Origin of the sequence: Leclercia sp. LSNIH1 (assembly GCF_002902985.1) — a bacterium.
Lineage (GTDB): Bacteria > Pseudomonadota > Gammaproteobacteria > Enterobacterales > Enterobacteriaceae > Enterobacter.
Genome location: NZ_CP026167.1, coordinates 2,625,299 through 2,642,191 on the forward strand (window position 1 = coordinate 2,625,299; position 16,893 = coordinate 2,642,191).

At 55.5% G+C, this 16,893-nt stretch carries 15 protein-coding genes and 1 tRNA gene; 8 read left to right on the forward strand and 8 right to left on the reverse strand.

Annotation, left to right across the window (positions count from 1 at the left end; genetic code table 11):
- The first annotated feature begins 170 nt into the window (after positions 1-170).
- Positions 171-258: transfer RNA gene (locus tag C2U54_RS12865), tRNA-Ser, on the forward strand.
- A gap of 219 nt (positions 259-477) precedes the next feature.
- Positions 478-1,482: a LacI family DNA-binding transcriptional regulator gene (locus C2U54_RS12870; protein ID WP_139156328.1), complete on the forward strand. Its 1,005-nt coding sequence runs from the start codon at positions 478-480 to the stop codon at positions 1,480-1,482.
- Here C2U54_RS12870 and C2U54_RS12875 read toward each other — a convergent pair.
- The 4 genes from C2U54_RS12875 to C2U54_RS12890 form a co-directional block, all read right to left on the reverse strand.
- Entirely contained in the window at positions 1,475-2,359 is an 885-nt protein-coding gene (locus tag C2U54_RS12875) for an NAD(P)-dependent oxidoreductase (protein WP_103178976.1), read from the reverse strand. The two genes, C2U54_RS12870 and C2U54_RS12875, sit on opposite strands and share 8 nt — an antisense overlap.
- 50 nt (positions 2,360-2,409) lie before the next feature.
- Positions 2,410-3,765, reverse strand: coding sequence for an NAD(P)H-dependent oxidoreductase (locus C2U54_RS12880; RefSeq protein WP_103178977.1), 1,356 nt, complete (start codon positions 3,763-3,765; stop codon positions 2,410-2,412).
- Between the two features lie 25 nt (positions 3,766-3,790).
- Positions 3,791-5,149 carry an MFS transporter gene (locus C2U54_RS12885; protein WP_103178978.1) on the reverse strand — a complete coding sequence of 453 codons (1,359 nt, stop codon included), beginning with the start codon at positions 5,147-5,149 and terminating at the stop codon, positions 3,791-3,793.
- Positions 5,150-5,381: 232 nt separating this feature from the next.
- Positions 5,382-6,488, reverse strand: coding sequence for an NADH:flavin oxidoreductase/NADH oxidase (locus C2U54_RS12890; protein WP_103178979.1), 1,107 nt, complete (start codon positions 6,486-6,488; stop codon positions 5,382-5,384).
- 175 nt (positions 6,489-6,663) lie between these two features.
- Between C2U54_RS12890 and C2U54_RS27460 the strand changes: the two genes are divergently transcribed.
- The 6 genes from C2U54_RS27460 (at position 6,664) to ampC (ending at position 13,455) form a co-directional block, all read left to right on the forward strand.
- Complete coding sequence (locus tag C2U54_RS27460; RefSeq protein WP_158251051.1) at positions 6,664-6,825, forward strand: hypothetical protein; 162 nt, start codon at positions 6,664-6,666, stop codon at positions 6,823-6,825.
- 521 nt (positions 6,826-7,346) lie between these two features.
- On the forward strand, positions 7,347-7,907 hold the full coding sequence (locus tag C2U54_RS12895) for a fimbrial protein (protein WP_103178980.1): 561 nt from the start codon (positions 7,347-7,349) through the stop codon (positions 7,905-7,907).
- Between the two features lie 61 nt (positions 7,908-7,968).
- The gene (locus tag C2U54_RS12900; protein WP_103178981.1) at positions 7,969-8,631 is read left to right on the forward strand and encodes a fimbrial biogenesis chaperone; all 663 of its coding nucleotides are present in this window, start codon (positions 7,969-7,971) and stop codon (positions 8,629-8,631) included.
- Between the two features lie 78 nt (positions 8,632-8,709).
- Entirely contained in the window at positions 8,710-11,139 is a 2,430-nt protein-coding gene (locus tag C2U54_RS12905) for a fimbria/pilus outer membrane usher protein (RefSeq protein ID WP_103181061.1), read from the forward strand.
- An 11-nt stretch (positions 11,140-11,150) separates the two neighbouring features.
- Positions 11,151-12,215 (forward strand): fimbrial protein, encoded by a 1,065-nt coding sequence (locus tag C2U54_RS12910; protein WP_103178982.1) that lies wholly within the window; start codon positions 11,151-11,153, stop codon positions 12,213-12,215.
- A gap of 97 nt (positions 12,216-12,312) precedes the next feature.
- Positions 12,313-13,455 carry a CMY2/MIR/ACT/EC family class C beta-lactamase gene (gene ampC / locus C2U54_RS12915; protein WP_103178983.1) on the forward strand — a complete coding sequence of 381 codons (1,143 nt, stop codon included), beginning with the start codon at positions 12,313-12,315 and terminating at the stop codon, positions 13,453-13,455.
- 66 nt (positions 13,456-13,521) lie between these two features.
- Here the strand turns inward: ampC and C2U54_RS12920 are convergent, their stop codons facing one another.
- From C2U54_RS12920 to C2U54_RS12935, 4 genes are all read right to left on the reverse strand, one after another.
- Positions 13,522-14,892: a M24 family metallopeptidase gene (locus C2U54_RS12920; protein WP_233210470.1), complete on the reverse strand. Its 1,371-nt coding sequence runs from the start codon at positions 14,890-14,892 to the stop codon at positions 13,522-13,524.
- A 26-nt stretch (positions 14,893-14,918) separates the two neighbouring features.
- Positions 14,919-15,155 (reverse strand): DUF1272 domain-containing protein, encoded by a 237-nt coding sequence (locus tag C2U54_RS12925; protein ID WP_103178985.1) that lies wholly within the window; start codon positions 15,153-15,155, stop codon positions 14,919-14,921.
- 93 nt (positions 15,156-15,248) lie between these two features.
- The gene (locus C2U54_RS12930; RefSeq protein ID WP_103178986.1) at positions 15,249-15,815 is read right to left on the reverse strand and encodes an NTP transferase domain-containing protein; all 567 of its coding nucleotides are present in this window, start codon (positions 15,813-15,815) and stop codon (positions 15,249-15,251) included.
- Between the two features lie 126 nt (positions 15,816-15,941).
- Complete coding sequence (locus tag C2U54_RS12935) at positions 15,942-16,736, reverse strand: SDR family NAD(P)-dependent oxidoreductase (protein ID WP_103178987.1); 795 nt, start codon at positions 16,734-16,736, stop codon at positions 15,942-15,944.
- Positions 16,737-16,893: the final 157 nt, after the last annotated feature.

Genomic DNA, 16,893 nt, shown 5'->3' on the forward strand with positions numbered 1-16,893 from the left:
TAAAGACAATAGCCGCTTCTGATGTGTCTGGCGATTTTTTCTTGTCTGGAATTTGACGGTTGTCAGCAGAAGATGATGCGTGCGGGGTTGTACAAAAGGCGAACACATTCAATTTCCTGAATTTTTTGCTTTACATAACCACCAGAGATGTTTATAGTGCGCCTCACTCTGGAAGCGTGGCCGAGCGGTTGAAGGCACCGGTCTTGAAAACCGGCGACCCGAAAGGGTTCTAGAGTTCGAATCTCTACGCTTCCGCCAAATTTAAAAACCCTGCGATAGCAATATCGCAGGGTTTTTTGCTTTTGTGCTTTTTCAGCAAAAGTTGACGTCTTCTGCGCAACTTATTTCCCTGGTTGAAGGTAAGCGCTGTCATAAATTTTATCGATACGTGATTTTGCCACTAACATCATTTTCATCGAAACATGATTGATCTAACATAAAATTATCTACTCTGCGGACGTGAGGCGAAGTGCTACATTGAATGATAAAAAGAAAAGCACCATCAAAGATGTCGCTGCTTTAGCCGAAGTATCAATCGGTGTTGTCTCCCGTGTATTGAATCCCGGAACCGGTTCAGTTTCCGAACGTACCCGGCAGCGGATTATCGCTGCCATGCAAACCCTAAGTTACACCCCGCAGAGCGCCGCGCGTGAACTCAAGACAAACCTGAACAATACCATCGGCTTGGTTGTGGCCGACATCAGTAACGACTTTTTCTCTGAAATTTCGGATCTCATTGTACGGCGCGCTCGCGAAATGGCGATGAACGTCATCCTGGTCACGACGCAGGAAGATCCCTTGCTTGAGCGGGAAAGCCTGGAAATGTTGATGCAAAAGCGGGTCAAAGCCATCATCGCAACGCCGACAAGCGCTAATAAGGATATGTGGCAATCGATCAGTAACATGGGGATAGCGATCGTGTTTATCGATCGCTATCTGGAGGATTTTACAGGCGCCAGTGTTATTGGGTTTAACAATGAAACCTCTGCTCGCCAGGCGACCTCTTATCTGGTCGAGCAAGGCCATCGGCGTATTGGGTGGATAAGTGGGCCCCTCAATACATCCACTTCTTTGCAAAGACTGGAAGGTTACAAGAAAGGTCTGCAGGCGCAGGGAATTGAATGTAATAAACAGCTTATCGCAGTGAAGAATTTTCGCGATCCACTCGCCAGCCAGTCGCTTGATGAATTGCTGTCGCTTGCAGATCCACCGACAGCAATCATTATTGGCAATACGTCAATCGCACCGGTCATCATGTCGCGGATCCGCGAGCTAAAATTGGCTGTGCCCGATGACCTTTCCGTCATCGTTTATCATGACAGTCACTGGAGTCGTCTACTGAGCCCGTCCATTAGCGTTATAAAACATCCCCTTGAAGAACTGGCCAGTAAAGCACTGTTGAGTTTATCCAGTGAACAGCAAAAACCCTGCGAACTGGATAGCATATTAGTTAAAAGAGAAAGTGTTTCCAGGATTAAATAGCCACATTATTTAAACGCTGAATTTGCTTAATAATGGCGCAATGATCCAGGTCACCCTCTCCGGCATCAATCATCTGGCTGAAGAGTTGATTCACTGTTTCTGTTAACGGTAGGGTCAAATTAAGCTGCTTCGCCAGTGCTACAGCACTGCGCGTGTCTTTAAGCTGCCACTTTGCAGCGCCCCGAGCTTTAAAGTCCCCTTTAACCATGCGTTCGCCCTGGTGTTGCAACAATGTGGAATCTGCAAACCCGCCTAGTAGGGCTTCGCGCACTTTTTCTGGATCGGCACCGCCGCGTTGCGCGAGAGTAAAAGCTTCTGACAATAAACTTAAGGTTCCGGCGACAATAATCTGGTTTGCAAGTTTGGTGAGCTGACCGGCTCCAACTTCTCCGACATGCGTGACTTTCCCCAGGTGTGATAGCAAAGGACGAAGGCTATCAATGAGCTGCCTGTTTCCTCCCGCCATTAAGGATAATGAACCTTTCTCTGCGCCTGTTGTTCCGCCGGAAACAGGGAGATCGACATAGTGGGCCTGAACACTATGGGCCTTACGCGCTTGTTCAACCACAATGTCCGGCGACAGGGTACTCATCATGAGGATGATTGTATCTGGACCAATGTACTGAAGTGAGTCGTGATTGAATATCACCTCATCGCACGCTGTTGCATCACTTAACAAACAGATGATGAGCTCACTGTCAGCCAGTAACTGCGAAGCAGATTGTTCGATCTTTACGCCAGCGCTTGCCAGTTGCAGCGCTTTTTCTTGCGACCTGTTCCACACCGTGACCGAATATCCGGCAGCGACAAGTCGACGCGCCACTGGTTGTCCCATCAACCCCGTACCCAACAAGCCAATACGCATTTCGCTTTTCATTTGTCCTCCTGATATACCCGCAACAGTAGCCGTTGCGGGTATCACCCTGTTTATAATCCCGCAAGATTGACCATTTGCTTGCGCAATTCGACGATATCCAGATTGTTGTCAAAATGAACATCGGAGAAACGAATCGCCTTATCTTTTGCGACATCCTTCACCAGTCGGACATGATGGGCCAGCCCCATTGGCAAAAAATCTTGTGCCACACTGATGCTGGCTGGCAAGGCATTGGCCCAGACAGTAAACCCGCCTTCACCATCCAGCATCTCACCCGCTTTGAGATCGCGTTTTGCCGTTGCAACCGCATCGCCCCGGAAACTTAATGCTGTCCCGGTAGCTTCTCCTCGTAATACCGCGGAGAGAATACTGATGCTGGTTTCCAGACCAATCAGATGGAAAGGGCGCCACATCGACGCGTACCAGCCGCTTGGGTCGGTCAGTAATCCGTACTGTTTGAAACAGGCCCGGCTGTATTCATCCCGGGCTTTAAATGTCACGAAAACGCCGTAGCGGATATTGTTAAGCACCTCACGTCCGTCAGGCTCCTGACTGGCTGCGATATCCACAAGCCCACTGCGACCCAGGCGCCCGCCATCAGATGCCGGTGAGAAGACCCGCGCCAGGTCATGCACCCCGGCAGGGGGAAATTCCAGTCCGTTATCGGGACAGTCTAATCCGGTTGCGTTGGCGACAGCCGCCATCTCAATGGCCGCTTTAGTACCATCGGTAAACGAGTTGTACATTTTTGGGTTAAAGTCCCCGGCAGCAACTTCTTCGTCAGACCAGCCAAAGAATCCCCAGACGGTATCCGGTGTGGAGTAGCGGTATCGCGGTTCGTAATTCATCCCTTTACCTGCGGCAACGATTTCAAAGCCACAGGCTTTAGCCCAGTCAACCAGTTCACAAATGATCGCCGGTTGATCACCATAAGCCATGCTGTAAATCACCCCGTTCTGGCGCGCACGTTCCGCTATCAAAGGCCCGCACAACACGTCGGCTTCCACATTTACCATCACCACGTGTTTTCCATTTTCGACCGCATGGAGAGCGTGACGAGTGCCGGCCAGAGGATGTCCCGTCGCTTCAACTATGCAATGGATTTGCTCACACCGGATCAGCTGTTCTGCATCCTCAACGACGCAGGTTGTGCCTTCGCGTAAAGCTGCTTCGATGTTATGCGCCTGATACTGCGATTCTGGCCATCCCACACGCGCCAGGGCATCACGGGCTTTCGGGACATCCAGGTCTGCAACGGCCACCACATGCAGCCCTTCCAGGTGTCGCAGTTGGGCAAGTACCATCGAACCAAATTTGCCGGCGCCGATAATGCCCACACGAACAGGCTGTGCTGAACCCGATTTTGCGGCACAGGCACGCTCAGCTAACAATGCTGCTAAGTTCATTTTCTTCTCCTTTAAGGGGGATGGATTAACGCCAGCCAGCAATCTGACGGCGATTTCTGCTCATGAGATAAATCAGCAACGGCGAGAACAAAACCAGGACAGCTAACAGATAGAGACCGCTCTGTGATTTACCGGAAATCGAGATAACGAGGCCAACCAGGAAGGGCCCGAAGAACCCACCAATATTGCCAATTGAGTTAATCAGTGCCATGCCACCGGCACAGCCTCGGCTGGTAAGAAAGGATGCTGGAAGGGTATAAAACGTCGGCACGCATGACAGCATACCCACCGTCGAAAGCGTTAACCCCACCATGGATATCACGGGTGAGTCGCTGATAGCGGCGACCACAAATCCGACAGAAAAGAGCAGCGATGGAAGAATAAAATGCCAGGTTCGCTCATTGGTTTTATCAGAGTGATTCGACCACCAACACATCACCACCGCGCCTGCGATATAGGGAATCGTACCCAGCATGCCGACAACAGTATCAGAGTAATCGAAGCGCTTGATAAACTGCGGCATCCAGAAACCGAGGCCTGTGAGACCAATGACGGTAAAGAAATAGGCCATCCCCAGCAGCCAGACTCGTCGGTCTTTGATCATTTCCCTGAAACCGGAGTGTCCGGCGGACAAGGTCGCCTGTTGGTCTTTTTCCATCAGGTCCTGATAAGCCTGACGCTCTTCGGGTTTAAGCCAGGACGCTTTGGACGGTTTATCGGTAAGATAAAGAAAAACCACAACGGATAAGATGACAGGCGGGCAGCCTTCAATTAAAAATAGCCACTGCCAACTCTCCAGCCCCCCAACATTATGGAAATTATCGAGAATATAACCCGAGATCGGATTGGCGATAATAGCAGCCAGCGGAACACCCAAATAGTAAATGGAGAAGACCTTAGCCAGCTCCCTTTTGGGAAACCAGGTTGTGAGATAGAAAACAATACCTGGCGCCAGTCCCGCCTCGGCCACGCCCAGTAAAAAGCGCAGGATACTAAGCGTCACCACGCCTTGTGCAAACGCCATCGCCATGGAAATAATGCCCCATGTGATCATGATTCGGGCTAACCAGAAGCGTGCACCGTATCGTTCCAGCAGCACATTGCTGGGAATTTCAAACAGAATATAACCGAAGGAGAATATCCCCACAGCAAATCCAAAATGTTCAGGCGTTAACCCCAGGGATTGATTCATGGTTAACGCGGCCATGCCGATATTTGAGCGATCTATAAACGCAAGCAGATACATCAGCAGTATCAGGGGCATCAGCCGAAATTTGGCTTTTTTTATCGCCCCCCTTGCCAGCGATGAAATTTCTGTTTGGCCTGGCTCAGGCGTAACACTCACACCGGCCAGCGTACTATCGAACTCTTCTACGTGTTTCATGATGTATCCCAGTAGCGTTTAACCCACTGAAAATCACGGAAAATGCATGAATACCGCGACAGTTTTATGAAAAAGTAAAACGTTTTACTTTTTCAAGAGTTTTACGACTGATACAGAAACAGTCAAGAGATGCGCGGGGAAAGTTAATAAATTGTGACTAGGTTAACGAGTTGTAAATGATCATGCTTTCAGACGGGGAAGGATACCCGTGATGCCACGGGTATCCGAAACATCAGGACTTAAACAGGTTCTTCAGGGTGTGCGGCTGGCAACGAAGATACTGTTCCGGCGCATGGACCTGGGCGCCCAGCGCCGCTGCCGCATGCCATGGCCAGCGCGGGTTATAGAGTGCGCCGCGGGCGATGGCAATAAAATCAGCATCCCCGCTGGCTACGATGGATTCCGCATGCTCGGGCTCGGTAATTAATCCCACCGCCACCACCGGAATATTTACCGCAGCTTTCACCGCCCTTGCCAGCGGCACCTGATAGCCCGGATAGACCTCAATCTTCTGATCCGGATGCAGACCGCCGCTGGAGACATGGATCACGTCAACGCCACGCGCTTCCAGCATTCTGGAGAACTCGACCGCTTCTTCAAGGTTAAATCCGCCTTCCACCCAGTCCGTCCCGGAGATACGCACGCTGATGGCTCTCTCCGCCGGGAAGGCTTCCCGCACCGCGTCGACAATTTCCAGTGGGAACCGGGCTCTGTTTTCCAGCGAACCGCCGTAATTATCCGTGCGCTGATTAGAGAGCGGCGATAAAAACTGATGGAGCAGATAGCCGTGGGCGGCGTGGATCTGGATCAGATCGATATTCAGTCTGGCAGCACGTTTTGCGGCCTCAGCGAACTGGTTGCGGATTTCGGCTAAGCCCTCGCTGTCGAGAGCGGTTGGCGGGACATAGCCCTCGTTGTAAGGCACTGCAGAAGGGGCTAACGTCTGCCAGCCCCCTTGCTGGTCGGGTGGGATTTGCTGCCCCCGATGATCCCACGGCTTGTGCGTTGACGCTTTTCTGCCCGCGTGGGCCAGCTGGATGCCAACAGGAATATCTGACCACTTACGCAGGGTATCCAGCACCCGGCCCATCGCTTCCTCGGTTTTGTCATCGTAGAGCCCGACGTCAGCGTAGGTAATGCGGCCTTCCGGGGAGACGGCTGCCGCCTCAATGGTAAGCAGACCCGCACCGGAAAGGGCCAGTTGCCCCAGATGAAGGGTATGCCAGTCATTCATGCAGCCCTCTTCGGCAGAATACTGACACATGGGGGCGATCACGATGCGATTGTCGAGTTCAAGATTGCGGATACGTAACGGTGTAAACAGCTTGGGTTGAGACATACATGTCACTCCAGATTGCAGCGTTAGAAACAGGGGAGGGCGATTTTTACCCTTATATATTCATCAACATAACGCAGAGATAACGATAACTGAACCTGCCGTTTATGCAAAAGTCCGCTGCGTCAGACGCAACGCTTTAATGATTACGCTATTCACTTTGCGACGTTGCTGAAAGATGCGCCATCAGAAAATCGACAATCACTTTCACTTTTTTGCTGTTCCTGCGGGTGGGGTGTGCCGTGAGTATGTGGCGGGAGGCGCGATGCGCGCCGTGACATGGGCGGCTTTATTGTTGCTCCAGATAATGGCAGTAAAACATGGTGCGGGCTTTATTTAAAAACCTGTCCAGAGCATTCGAAATAAAACTTCAGTTGTCTGTATAGGTATTTTAAAGTAAACATTAATATTCGATTTTTGTTTATTGGTTCGTTATAAGATTTATCTTAATATTAATTTCACTGCTAGTTTTCCTCATGGGTATAATTGCAAAGGTAGCCAATTTATAGGGCTGAATGTTATTTTTATGTGGCCATTTCTCACCATGATAGTGCAATAAAATACAAAAATATTAAGATTAATCAATGATATCAATGTTGACATGTCAACATTGCCGGGACGGCTAGTTTGCGCAGCAGATCCCCGGTTGTTTTTTAGGGTGACGGGAAATATTATTTTCTGTGCGTAGGTGTATTAAACGCATTTTATTATTTTATAAAGGGCGATTAATCAGGAGAGTAATGCATTCTGGTTAACCAGTAGCGGCATTCTGTTTAAAGGGAAACGCAGAAGGGATGAATATCATGACCGAAGGGCATCGGTCCACCTCATCATGAATAACAAGTAAAGTTGAGCGTAATAATGAAAGATCAAATTCGCGTAGCTGCAATTCTGGCGGGCGCGCTGGCCTCTGGTGCCGCATTTTCTAATAATATGACCACGAATCCGGGTGCTGCCGCGGGTACGCAAAACACCGGCGGGATCGTGGAGTTCAGCGGTGAAATCGTCGACGCCTCCTGCAATATCACTACCAAAAGCAAAGACGTGCAGGTTGACCTGGGGAAATGGGGCGCAAGCTATTTCACCGCAGCAGGCACCGAAACGACTAAAACCCCTTTCAAAATTGAGGTAGATAACTGTCCGGCATCGGTGACGACGGTTGCCGTGCTGTTCGATGGTCAAAAAGATGCCCTTGATGCCACCCTGCTGGCGGTGGCCGGTGGAGCGAAAGGTGTGGGTATTAAATTGTATAACAACGGCGCTTCCAGCTCTCAGGTTGCCCTGGGGACGGTTTCAGCGAGCGTTCCGGTAGCCTCCGGTAAAGCCACGGTGCCCTTTTTTGCCGACTACGTCTCCACGGAGAAGACCGTCACCCCGGGTGCGGCTAATGGCGTTGCAAACTTCCTGATGGTTTATAACTGATCCCCGCATGAGCAGGCCCTGCGCCTGTTCATTTTCTTTTTTGTCCAATGGTATCTGCACGATGAAACAGCTTCTTGCCGCTGTGATGACCGCTTTTCTTCTGGTCTGCGCCACCGCTCAGGCCGGGGTAGTGATGGGCGGAACCCGCGTGATCTATGAGGAAGGGAAACGCGAAGCCACCATTACGGTGACGAACATGGATACCCGTGTTCCCTACCTGGTGCAGTCGTGGGTTGAAAACCAGGCCGCAGACGATAAACGCCCGGTGCCTTTTGTGGTTACGCCGCCGCTCTTTCGCCTCGATCCTGAGCAGGAGAACGTCCTGCGGATCAGCTTCACCGGGGGCGCATTGCCTACAGACCGGGAGTCAGTGTACTGGCTGTGCGTGAAAAACATCGCCCCGACGCAAAAAGCGGCGTCCAACAAGCTCCAGATCAACGTGAAATCGAAGTTCAAGCTCTTCTGGCGGCCAAAAGGGCTGGGCGAGGCCAAAGACGCCTGGCAGAAGCTGACCTTTACCCGGCAGGGTAACCGGCTGGTGGCCCATAACCCGACGCCGTTTTATGTCTCCCTCTACAGCCTGACGGTCGGCGGAAAAGCGATCCCCGAACCGGGCATGATCGCGCCTAAGAGCAGCCAGATATGGACGGGGGTCGGCACCGGGCAGGTGACGTGGCGCGCCATTAACGACTCTGGCGGTATCACTGACGCCGCGCAGCAGTAACCGGGGGCGAGGGTGAAAACGAACACTTCACGCCGCGACGGTGCGTTACTGCTGGCAACGCTCCCCACTGCGCTGTTGATGATCTCGAGGCCCGGGGTGGTGCGGGCAGAAGATTACTTCGATCCGGCGGCGCTGGAACTGAGCTCTGCGCAGCAAAAAACCGCCGATCTGCACTATTTTGCCACCGCAGGCGGGCAGCAGCCCGGCACCTGGCCGGTCACCATCTGGGTCAATGACCAGCAGGTCAGCGAGGGGAATATCACCTTCGTGGAGGAGAATGGTACCCTTGTGCCAGTGCTGACGGCGGCCCAGCTGGCGGAATATGGCGTCAACGTTAGCGCGTTCTCCTCATTTGAACGCCTGCACGACGGGGAAACCTTCACCCGTATCGGCCAGTACATCCCGGATGCCAGCAGCCGGTTCGACTTCCCGACCCAGCGGCTGAACCTGAGTATTCCCCAGGCGGCAATGAACGTTCAGCGCGAGGGGTATATTGATCCCGCACGCTGGGATGAGGGGATACCGGCGGTGTTTGTCGACTACACGCTCTCCGGCGCGCAAACCGGGCAATCCACCCATAACGGGCGCTCCACCTTCCTCAACCTGCGCAGCGGGGTGAACCTCGGGCCGTGGCGGCTGCGCAACACCTCGTCCATGCAGTACGACTCCACCCGGCGCTGGCAGTCGCTCAGTACATACCTGCAACGGGACGTCGCCCCGCTGAAAAGCCAGCTGCGGATTGGGGATACCTACACCAGCGGGGAGGTGTTTGACAGCGTGCAGTTTCGCGGCGTCCAGCTGATGTCAAATGAAGAGATGCTCCCGGACAGCCTGCGCGGTTTTGCTCCGGTGATCCGCGGCGTCGCCCACAGTAACGCCAAAGTGACCATCTCCCAGCATGGCTATGTGATCTACGAAACCTACGTCTCCCCGGGGGCGTTTGCCATTAAGGATCTCTATCCGACCGCGCAGAGCGGCGACCTGGAGGTCAACGTGAAGGAGAGCGACGGTTCGGAGCGCACCTTTACCCAGCCGTTCTCGTCCGTGCCGTTTATGCTGCGGGAGGAGCGGGTAAAATACAGCCTCAGCGCCGGGCGATTTCACCCAGGCCACGATGAGAGCCGCACCCCGGCGTTTATCCAGAGCACGCTGTTTTACGGTTTACCGGCAGCCTTTACCCTGTCTGGCGGCACGCAACTGGCCGATGATTATTACGCGCTGGCCCTCGGGGTGGGGCATAGCTTAGGGAAGCTGGGCTCGCTGGGTACCGACGTGACGCTGGCAGACACCACAACCCCCTCCGGCAAGCGCTACCGCGGCCACTCCCTGCGGGCGCAGTATCAGAAAAGTTTTGCCCGGGCGGGCACCTCGTTCAGCCTCGCCAGCTACCGCTACTCCTCCAGCGGGTTTTACGACTTCAGTGAGGCGATGAGGCTGGAGCAACGTTACGGGCTGGTGGATAACAAACGCACCCGGGAAGAGGTTGCCATCAGCCAGACCCTCGGCGAGGTGGGTAACCTGTCGTTGTCCGCTTACGTTCAGGATTACTGGCACAACCAGAGCAGCGACAAAACGCTCCATGCCGGCTTTTACAGCGCCTGGAAAGGGATCTCCTGGGGGCTGGGCTACTACTATACCCAGTCCAGCGGACACAATAATCCCGATCGCTCCTGGTCCTTCAATATCACCATTCCGCTGGGTGGTTCGCTTGCCAGCAGTTCAGTGAGCTACACCACCTCGTCGGATAATCGCGGCTATACCTCGCACCAGGTGTCGATGTATGGCTCGGTGCCGAAGAGCCCGAATCTTTACTACGCCGTGCAGCAGGGCTACGCCAGCCAGGGGCAGGGGAGTAACAGCGGCGCATCCCTCGACTACCACGGCGGCTATGGGCAGGCGCAGCTGGGTTACCGACACGATCGCGACAGCAGCCAGCTCACCTGGGGAGCGTCGGGCTCCATCGTTGCGCACCCGCATGGCATCACATTGGGGCAGAGTCTGGGGGACAGCTTTGCCATCGTGCGTGCGCCGGGGGCGATCAACGTGGCTGTTCAGAACGGCAGCAACGTTCATACCGACTGGCGGGGTTACGCGGTGGTGCCTGCGCTGACGGCCTGGCACAAAAACGTCATTACCCTTGATACCGAATCGATGACCAGCGACACCGACGTAGAACAGTTCGGCGCGACGGTGATCCCCGGCGGTGGGGCGGTGGTCGAGGCAAACTTCCGGACCCATATCGGCCATCGCGTGCTGTTTACCCTGCATGACCGTTCGGGGCCAGTGCCGTTTGGCGCCAGCGCCCAGCTGGCAGGCGATCGCAATGCCGCCACCGGCATGGTGGCCGACGGCGGAATGGTCTACCTGAGCGGTATTCCGGATACCGGCACCCTGGAGGTGAACTGGAATGACAAAGGGGAAGCCCACCGCTGCACGCTGCCTTTCCACATCGCCGCCGACCAGCCGGATGCGGTGAAGCGTATCGAGGCAGCCTGTTTATCACAATGAGGATATTAACCATGCGGTTAGTCTGTTTACTTATGACGGTCGCCGGGCTGTTCAGCCCTGGCGTATGGGCGGCAGCCTGCAATGGCGATACCGGCCAGATGACCATCAACGTTCAGAACATCAAGTATCTCCCTTCGCTGCGTAACAACACCCAGATGACCAGCATCATGGCCGACAGCGGCAGCGGGTTTCGTTTTAGCTGCGATCAGGAGGCCCGGCAGGCCGGGGCAATAGCGGTGAAATATGAACAGGAGCGCACCGGGAATGAGACCTTTATCAATGGCCGAATGGTGTTTGAGTCGGCCATTCCGGGTATCGGCTATGCCCTGGGCTTCCAGTGTAGCGGCGGGCCGATCCACTACCTGGACGGCTCCGGTATGCATGAGACGCAGGTCTGTAACAGCAGCGAAAACCCCGCGCTGCTGCACCAGGAACATATCGTGGTGAAGGCGTTTATCACCTTCTTTAAAACCGGTGACGTCAGCCTCGTCAGCGGCAACCACGCCAACGCTTCGCCGTTGGGGGCGGTCGGTAAACTCTATGTCGATATTCCCGGCTCAGGCACAACCGGCACGCCCATCAGCGCCGACCTGACGGCGATGAACGTGGATATCGGCGCGGTGGGCAGTTGTAATGTCACCACCCCGACCATTTTTGTCGATTTAGGCAAGGTTAACCGCGCCGATTTTAAAGGGGTGGGGCAGACGGCGGGGACGGCGAAGAGATTGACCATTCCGGTCTATTGTTCGCAGCCAGCGCAGATCAAAATTGGCTTTTTTGGCACGCCAGCCGCCACCGGCATCACCGATACGCTGGCCATTACCCCGTCGCCGTCGAGCGCCAGCGGCGTGGGGGTCAGGCTGAGCTACGGCAATAATGGCGCCAGTGCGCCGGTCGCGGGCACTGCCCTGCACATCAACGAGGCCGGAAACCTGCCGGGTCTGGGACAGGTGACCGCGACAAATGCCGCCAGCGCCCAGCCTTTCCACTTTGTTGCCCAGCTGGTACAGACTGACCCGACCGTGACGGCGGGGTGGGCAAACACCACTGCCACCTTTGCGCTGGAGTATAACTAGCCTTCTGCGAACGGGCGTCGGTTCACGCGTGCCCGTTTTACATCTTCCCGTCAGGCCTGCAAAATAGCGCTCTCACTTTTCGCTAAAGATCATAACGATGAAAAAATCCCTGCTCTGTATGCTCCTCGTTTGCCTGTCTGGTTCCGCTCTCGCCGCCACCCCGGAGGAGGCGCTGGTCGCGGAGGCGGTGAACCCCACCATGACCGCGTTGATGCACGACCAGTCGATCCCAGGCATGGCCGTTGCGGTCATCTATAAGGGCCAGACCTATTTCTTCACTCAAGGGCTGGCGGATGTCGCCGGGAAAAAGCCCGTCACCCGGCAAACCTTGTTTGAGCTGGGCTCGGTGAGCAAAACCTTTACCGGGGTGCTCGGCGGCGATGCGGTGGCGCGCGGGGAGATTGCCCTCAACGATCCGGCCAGCAACTACTGGCCCGCGCTGTCAGGCAAGCAGTGGCAGGGCATCAGCCTCCTCCATCTGGCGACCTACACCGCAGGGGGACTCCCGCTCCAGGTGCCGGAGAGCGTGACCGATGCCGCAGCGCTGCAAACGTACTATCAGACCTGGCAGCCAGCATGGACGCCGGGTACTAAACGCCTCTACGCCAATGCCAGCATCGGCCTGTTCGGCGCCCTGGCGGTCAAGCCCTCAAAGATGAGTTTCGAGCAGGCGCTCACCCGCCGGGTGCTGGAACCGCTGAAGCTGAGCCACACCTGGGTAACCGTACCGGCAAGCGAACAAGCGAACTATGCCTGGGGTTACCGGGACGGTAAGGCGGTGCACGTCTCGCCAGGGATGCTCGATGCCGAAGCCTACGGGGTAAAAACCTCCATCGTGGATATGGCAGGCTGGCTACAGGCCAACCTGCAACCGGACAGCATTAAAGACGCATCGCTGAAAAAAGGGGTGGAGATTGCCCAGTCACGCTACTGGCAGGTAGGCGAGATGTATCAGGGGCTGGGCTGGGAGATGCTCAACTGGCCGGTCTCCTCCCGGACGCTGGAGCAGGGGGCGGATAATAAATATGCCCTGGCTGCCCACGATGCCACGGCTATCGCGCCTCCACAGCCGCCGGTGCAAGCCTCATGGGTACATAAAACCGGCTCGACCGGCGGATTTGGCAGCTACATCGCCTTTATCCCGGAGAAGAACCTCGGCATTGTGATGCTGGCGAATAAAAGTTACCCCAACAGCGAGCGGGTCAAGGCTGCGTACCGCATTCTTGCAGCATTACAGTAAGGTTTATGCCCTGAAAGGCCCGGCAAGCGTAGCGCTGCCGGGCCTGTAAAGTGGCAGAAACAAACTTCAACAGGTAAACGCCATCTCCTTTGCCAGCAGGAACGGACGCAGATAACCCACGGTATTCGACAGCGGGATCACCTCATCCGCCAGATTGATATTTAACACCTCGCGAATGTATGCCCGGCGGCTGGCAATCCGCGCCCACAGTTCCGGGTACGCCGCCTGAATTTTCTCCTGCAAGGCCTGGTCCGCCAGAGCGACGCTCTCCTCAGCGCTCACGCCGGTATAGCCGGAAACAGAGGGGATGATATCGAGTTGCAGGATCATGCCGCTTTTTAGCGTCTCGGCAGAGCCCGGGTAGATGGGGGAGGACATCCACTCCTCGTCGGCGCTAAGGTGCCCGGGATTAAGATGCCAGCCATACTGCGCTTTATTGAGCACCTGTTCGATATGGGCATACAGCTCGCCGCCCGGCATGCCGATTTTAATCTGCTCAAGCCAGCTGGCGATGGCGGCAAAATAGGGTTTCGCCACCCGATCCAGATAATCTTTCTGGCCGTCCGGCAGCTCGCTCTCGTCAGCAATCACAAATCCGGTCCGGCTGGACAGCCCACCCTTAAACCCGGTGGTCAGCGACAGCGGCTGCCCGCGCACCAGCTTTTTATAGGTGGGGTAAAAGTTTGCCTTCTCAAAGCGCTGCCCGGCGGCGGCAATGGTCACCACCGTCTGATACTGCCCCTCTGCCGCCAGCCGCGCCCCCAGCTCGGTTTCGCGGATCCCCGGCTCCACTGCGTTCATGGCGTTCAGGATGCAGGTCGAGGCCAGGTTCGCGCCATATTCATAATGCGCGATTTCATTCTCGTTGTTGGTGATGCGGGCGCCGTTTTCGCCGCCGATAAACAGGTGTGTGGCGTTCTCAAGCGACGCATCGGTGCTGTTTTTCAGCGCCTCGACGATAAAATAAGGGAGATCGAAAAGCTGCCTGTTATCCGCTCCGGCTGCGGTAAACATCTTCCAGCCCACCACCCCGATTCGGTCATATGCATGCAGACCCGCTTCGCGAAACAGCGACTCCAGCGAGGTTTCATTATCCATCGGCTGATTGGGCAGCGAGAAATACGGGCAGTGTTTGAGGGTAACCGGAATGCGGGAATGGCGGGCCATCTTGAGATTTTCATTGCCGAGGATCGCCGTCGCCGCGCCGCTCTTTTCCAGAATCAGCAGACCCTCCTCAAAGCGCGGCACAAACCCGGTCAGATACTCAAAGTTGCTGCCGTGTTCTTTGTCGGCATAGATCACCAGGGCATCATAGCCCGCCTCGTTGATGCGGGCCAGCACCCTGTTTTTGCGCTCAAGCAGGGTGGCATCGGTAAGCAATACCGGAGCCACATCGGTGAAAGTACGCGGAGCAGGAATGGTCTGCAGCTGGATCATGATTTCTCTCGTCATCAGAAGGCGGGTCAGGCGCTTTTTTGCGCATGAACCCGCACGGTGGAGGCAGGCGCGTTCATCAGCTTATTTGCCGGACGCACCGGGCGACGCACCAGCTCCCCCTGGCAGTTAGGGCAGCGATGATTAAGGTGGGTGTCGGCGCAGGTCGCGCAGAAGGTGCACTCAAAGGAGCAGATCCGCGCGTCCAGATCATCAGGAGGCAGGTCACGATCGCACCATTCGCAGTTCGGGCGGAGTTCAAGCATGGTTCTTATCCTGTTGGGTTAGTGGCCTTTTTTTACTATGCCAGAGAGTAAAAAAAGCCGCGACAGCATAATAGTAACGTGACGCGGGGAGCGTTAACTCCCCTGTTGCACGCTTCTGAAATCGTCAGGGGTATCGATATCAACAATAATTTCCGGGCGATCGAGGGCCACGCACTGGTGTTTACCCTCCATCAGGGCCTGGCGCATGCTGCGGATAGCCGGACGGGAGATCGCCTGTTGCAGGCTGCCGCGATCAATCAAAACAGGGTGGCCGGGCGTACCGTGATAGTACGGCAGGATCGCCCCCCCGGTGCGTAATGCCCAAAGTTGGCGGTAAATCTCCCCGTCCAGGCAGGGCAGATCGCCGGGGGTAATAAAACAGTAATCCGTGCTCACCGCCCGGGCACCGGTTATCACCGAACTGACCAGTCCGTTTTCATAATCGGGATTATGAACCAGGGTGACATTTTCCCGGTGCTGATATCGCGCCTGTAGCTCCTGGGCGCGAAAACCGGTGACGAGAATAATGCGCGAGCAAAACTGCAGGGCGTTGTTGATACTGGCATCCAGAAGGGTTCCCTCGCGCCAGGGTAACATCATTTTCCACGTCCCCATGCGGGAGGAGAGTCCTGCGGCAGTAATAATACAGTCGACCGGCATTGTCTTATCCCTTTATCAACGTGAGAGAAGGTAAAGAGAAAATATACCGCAAATTTCGGGATTTAACGCGCTGACCGTCGCCTGCTAAAACGCCCCTCTGAGCCAGAGGGGCGATCCGCGCAATCCTCAGCGCGTCAGGTAGCGGGGGGCGGGTACGCCGGTGCGGGCGCTGGCAAACAGCGCCAGGCGCGCCTCTTCGTAGCGCGTCCACAGGGTTTCATCGTGCATCGGCGGGATAGTGATCAGCTCACCCTGGTCGAGCCCCGCCAGCGCCGCATCCACCATATTGTCGGTGGTCATCACCGACCCGGCGGGCAGATCGTCGGCGCTGATGCCGGACAGCTCCCAAATCTCCGTGGCCGTGGCTGCGGGCAATACCGCCTGGATACGCACCTGGCTGTCGGCAAACTCCTCCTGTAATCCGCGCGTAAAATTCAGCACCCAGGCTTTGGTGGCGCTGTAGAGCGCGCTGCCCGCCCGGGCATGGATCGACAGTACCGAGGCGATATTAATCAGGGTACCGCGGTTGTTTTGCGCCAGACGCGGCAGCAGGGCATAAGTGAGACGCATCAGCGCCGTGGTGTTGAGCATATTGATCGCCTGATGCTGCGCCACATCTCCCGCGAGGAACGGCGCCATCTGCGCAGTACCGGCATTGTTGATCAGGGTGTCGATAGCGGCGTTGTTGCGCAACATCTCTTCCACGGCGCGGATCCCGCTTTCATCGGTAAGATCCGCCGTCAGGGGGGTGACCTTTACCCCATAGCGCTGCCTGAGCTGTTCCGCCAGCGCCAGCAGACGCGCCTCCCGGCGGGCCACCAGCACCAGATCGTAACCGCGAGCGGCGAGACGGTCGGCGTAGACCGCGCCAATGCCGGAAGATGCGCCTGTAATTAAAGCTGTTGAACGTTGCGTAGTCATTGTCGTACCTCGTAATGGGAGATAGTGGTTTTAATATGAAACTAAATAAACTGTGCGCCATTTGGTTTTATTATGCAACCAAGTCAGCGAATTTTTTTGATCCCTGCGTTGGGCGGTGGAGATGCGCGTCCGCAAAAGTGCGGTTTTACAGTAAAGT

Bases quoted from the DNA above. Each gene is read 5' to 3' on its own strand.
- C2U54_RS12890 (WP_103178979.1), bottom strand. From the start codon at position 6,488: ATGTCTCAACCCAAGCTGTTTACACCGTTACGTATCCGCAATCTTGAA.
- C2U54_RS12875 (WP_103178976.1), bottom strand. From the start codon at position 2,359: ATGAAAAGCGAAATGCGTATTGGCTTGTTGGGTACGGGGTTGATGGGA.
- C2U54_RS12905 (WP_103181061.1), top strand. From the start codon at position 8,710: ATGATCTCGAGGCCCGGGGTGGTGCGGGCAGAAGATTACTTCGATCCG.
- C2U54_RS12895 (WP_103178980.1), top strand. From the start codon at position 7,347: ATGAAAGATCAAATTCGCGTAGCTGCAATTCTGGCGGGCGCGCTGGCC.
- C2U54_RS27460 (WP_158251051.1), top strand. From the start codon at position 6,664: ATGCGCCATCAGAAAATCGACAATCACTTTCACTTTTTTGCTGTTCCT.
- C2U54_RS12910 (WP_103178982.1), top strand. From the start codon at position 11,151: ATGCGGTTAGTCTGTTTACTTATGACGGTCGCCGGGCTGTTCAGCCCT.
- C2U54_RS12925 (WP_103178985.1), bottom strand. From the start codon at position 15,155: ATGCTTGAACTCCGCCCGAACTGCGAATGGTGCGATCGTGACCTGCCT.
- C2U54_RS12930 (WP_103178986.1), bottom strand. From the start codon at position 15,815: ATGCCGGTCGACTGTATTATTACTGCCGCAGGACTCTCCTCCCGCATG.
- C2U54_RS12935 (WP_103178987.1), bottom strand. From the start codon at position 16,736: ATGACTACGCAACGTTCAACAGCTTTAATTACAGGCGCATCTTCCGGC.
- C2U54_RS12900 (WP_103178981.1), top strand. From the start codon at position 7,969: ATGAAACAGCTTCTTGCCGCTGTGATGACCGCTTTTCTTCTGGTCTGC.
- C2U54_RS12885 (WP_103178978.1), bottom strand. From the start codon at position 5,149: ATGAAACACGTAGAAGAGTTCGATAGTACGCTGGCCGGTGTGAGTGTT.
- C2U54_RS12880 (WP_103178977.1), bottom strand. From the start codon at position 3,765: ATGAACTTAGCAGCATTGTTAGCTGAGCGTGCCTGTGCCGCAAAATCG.
- ampC (WP_103178983.1), top strand. From the start codon at position 12,313: ATGAAAAAATCCCTGCTCTGTATGCTCCTCGTTTGCCTGTCTGGTTCC.
- C2U54_RS12920 (WP_233210470.1), bottom strand. From the start codon at position 14,892: ATGATCCAGCTGCAGACCATTCCTGCTCCGCGTACTTTCACCGATGTG.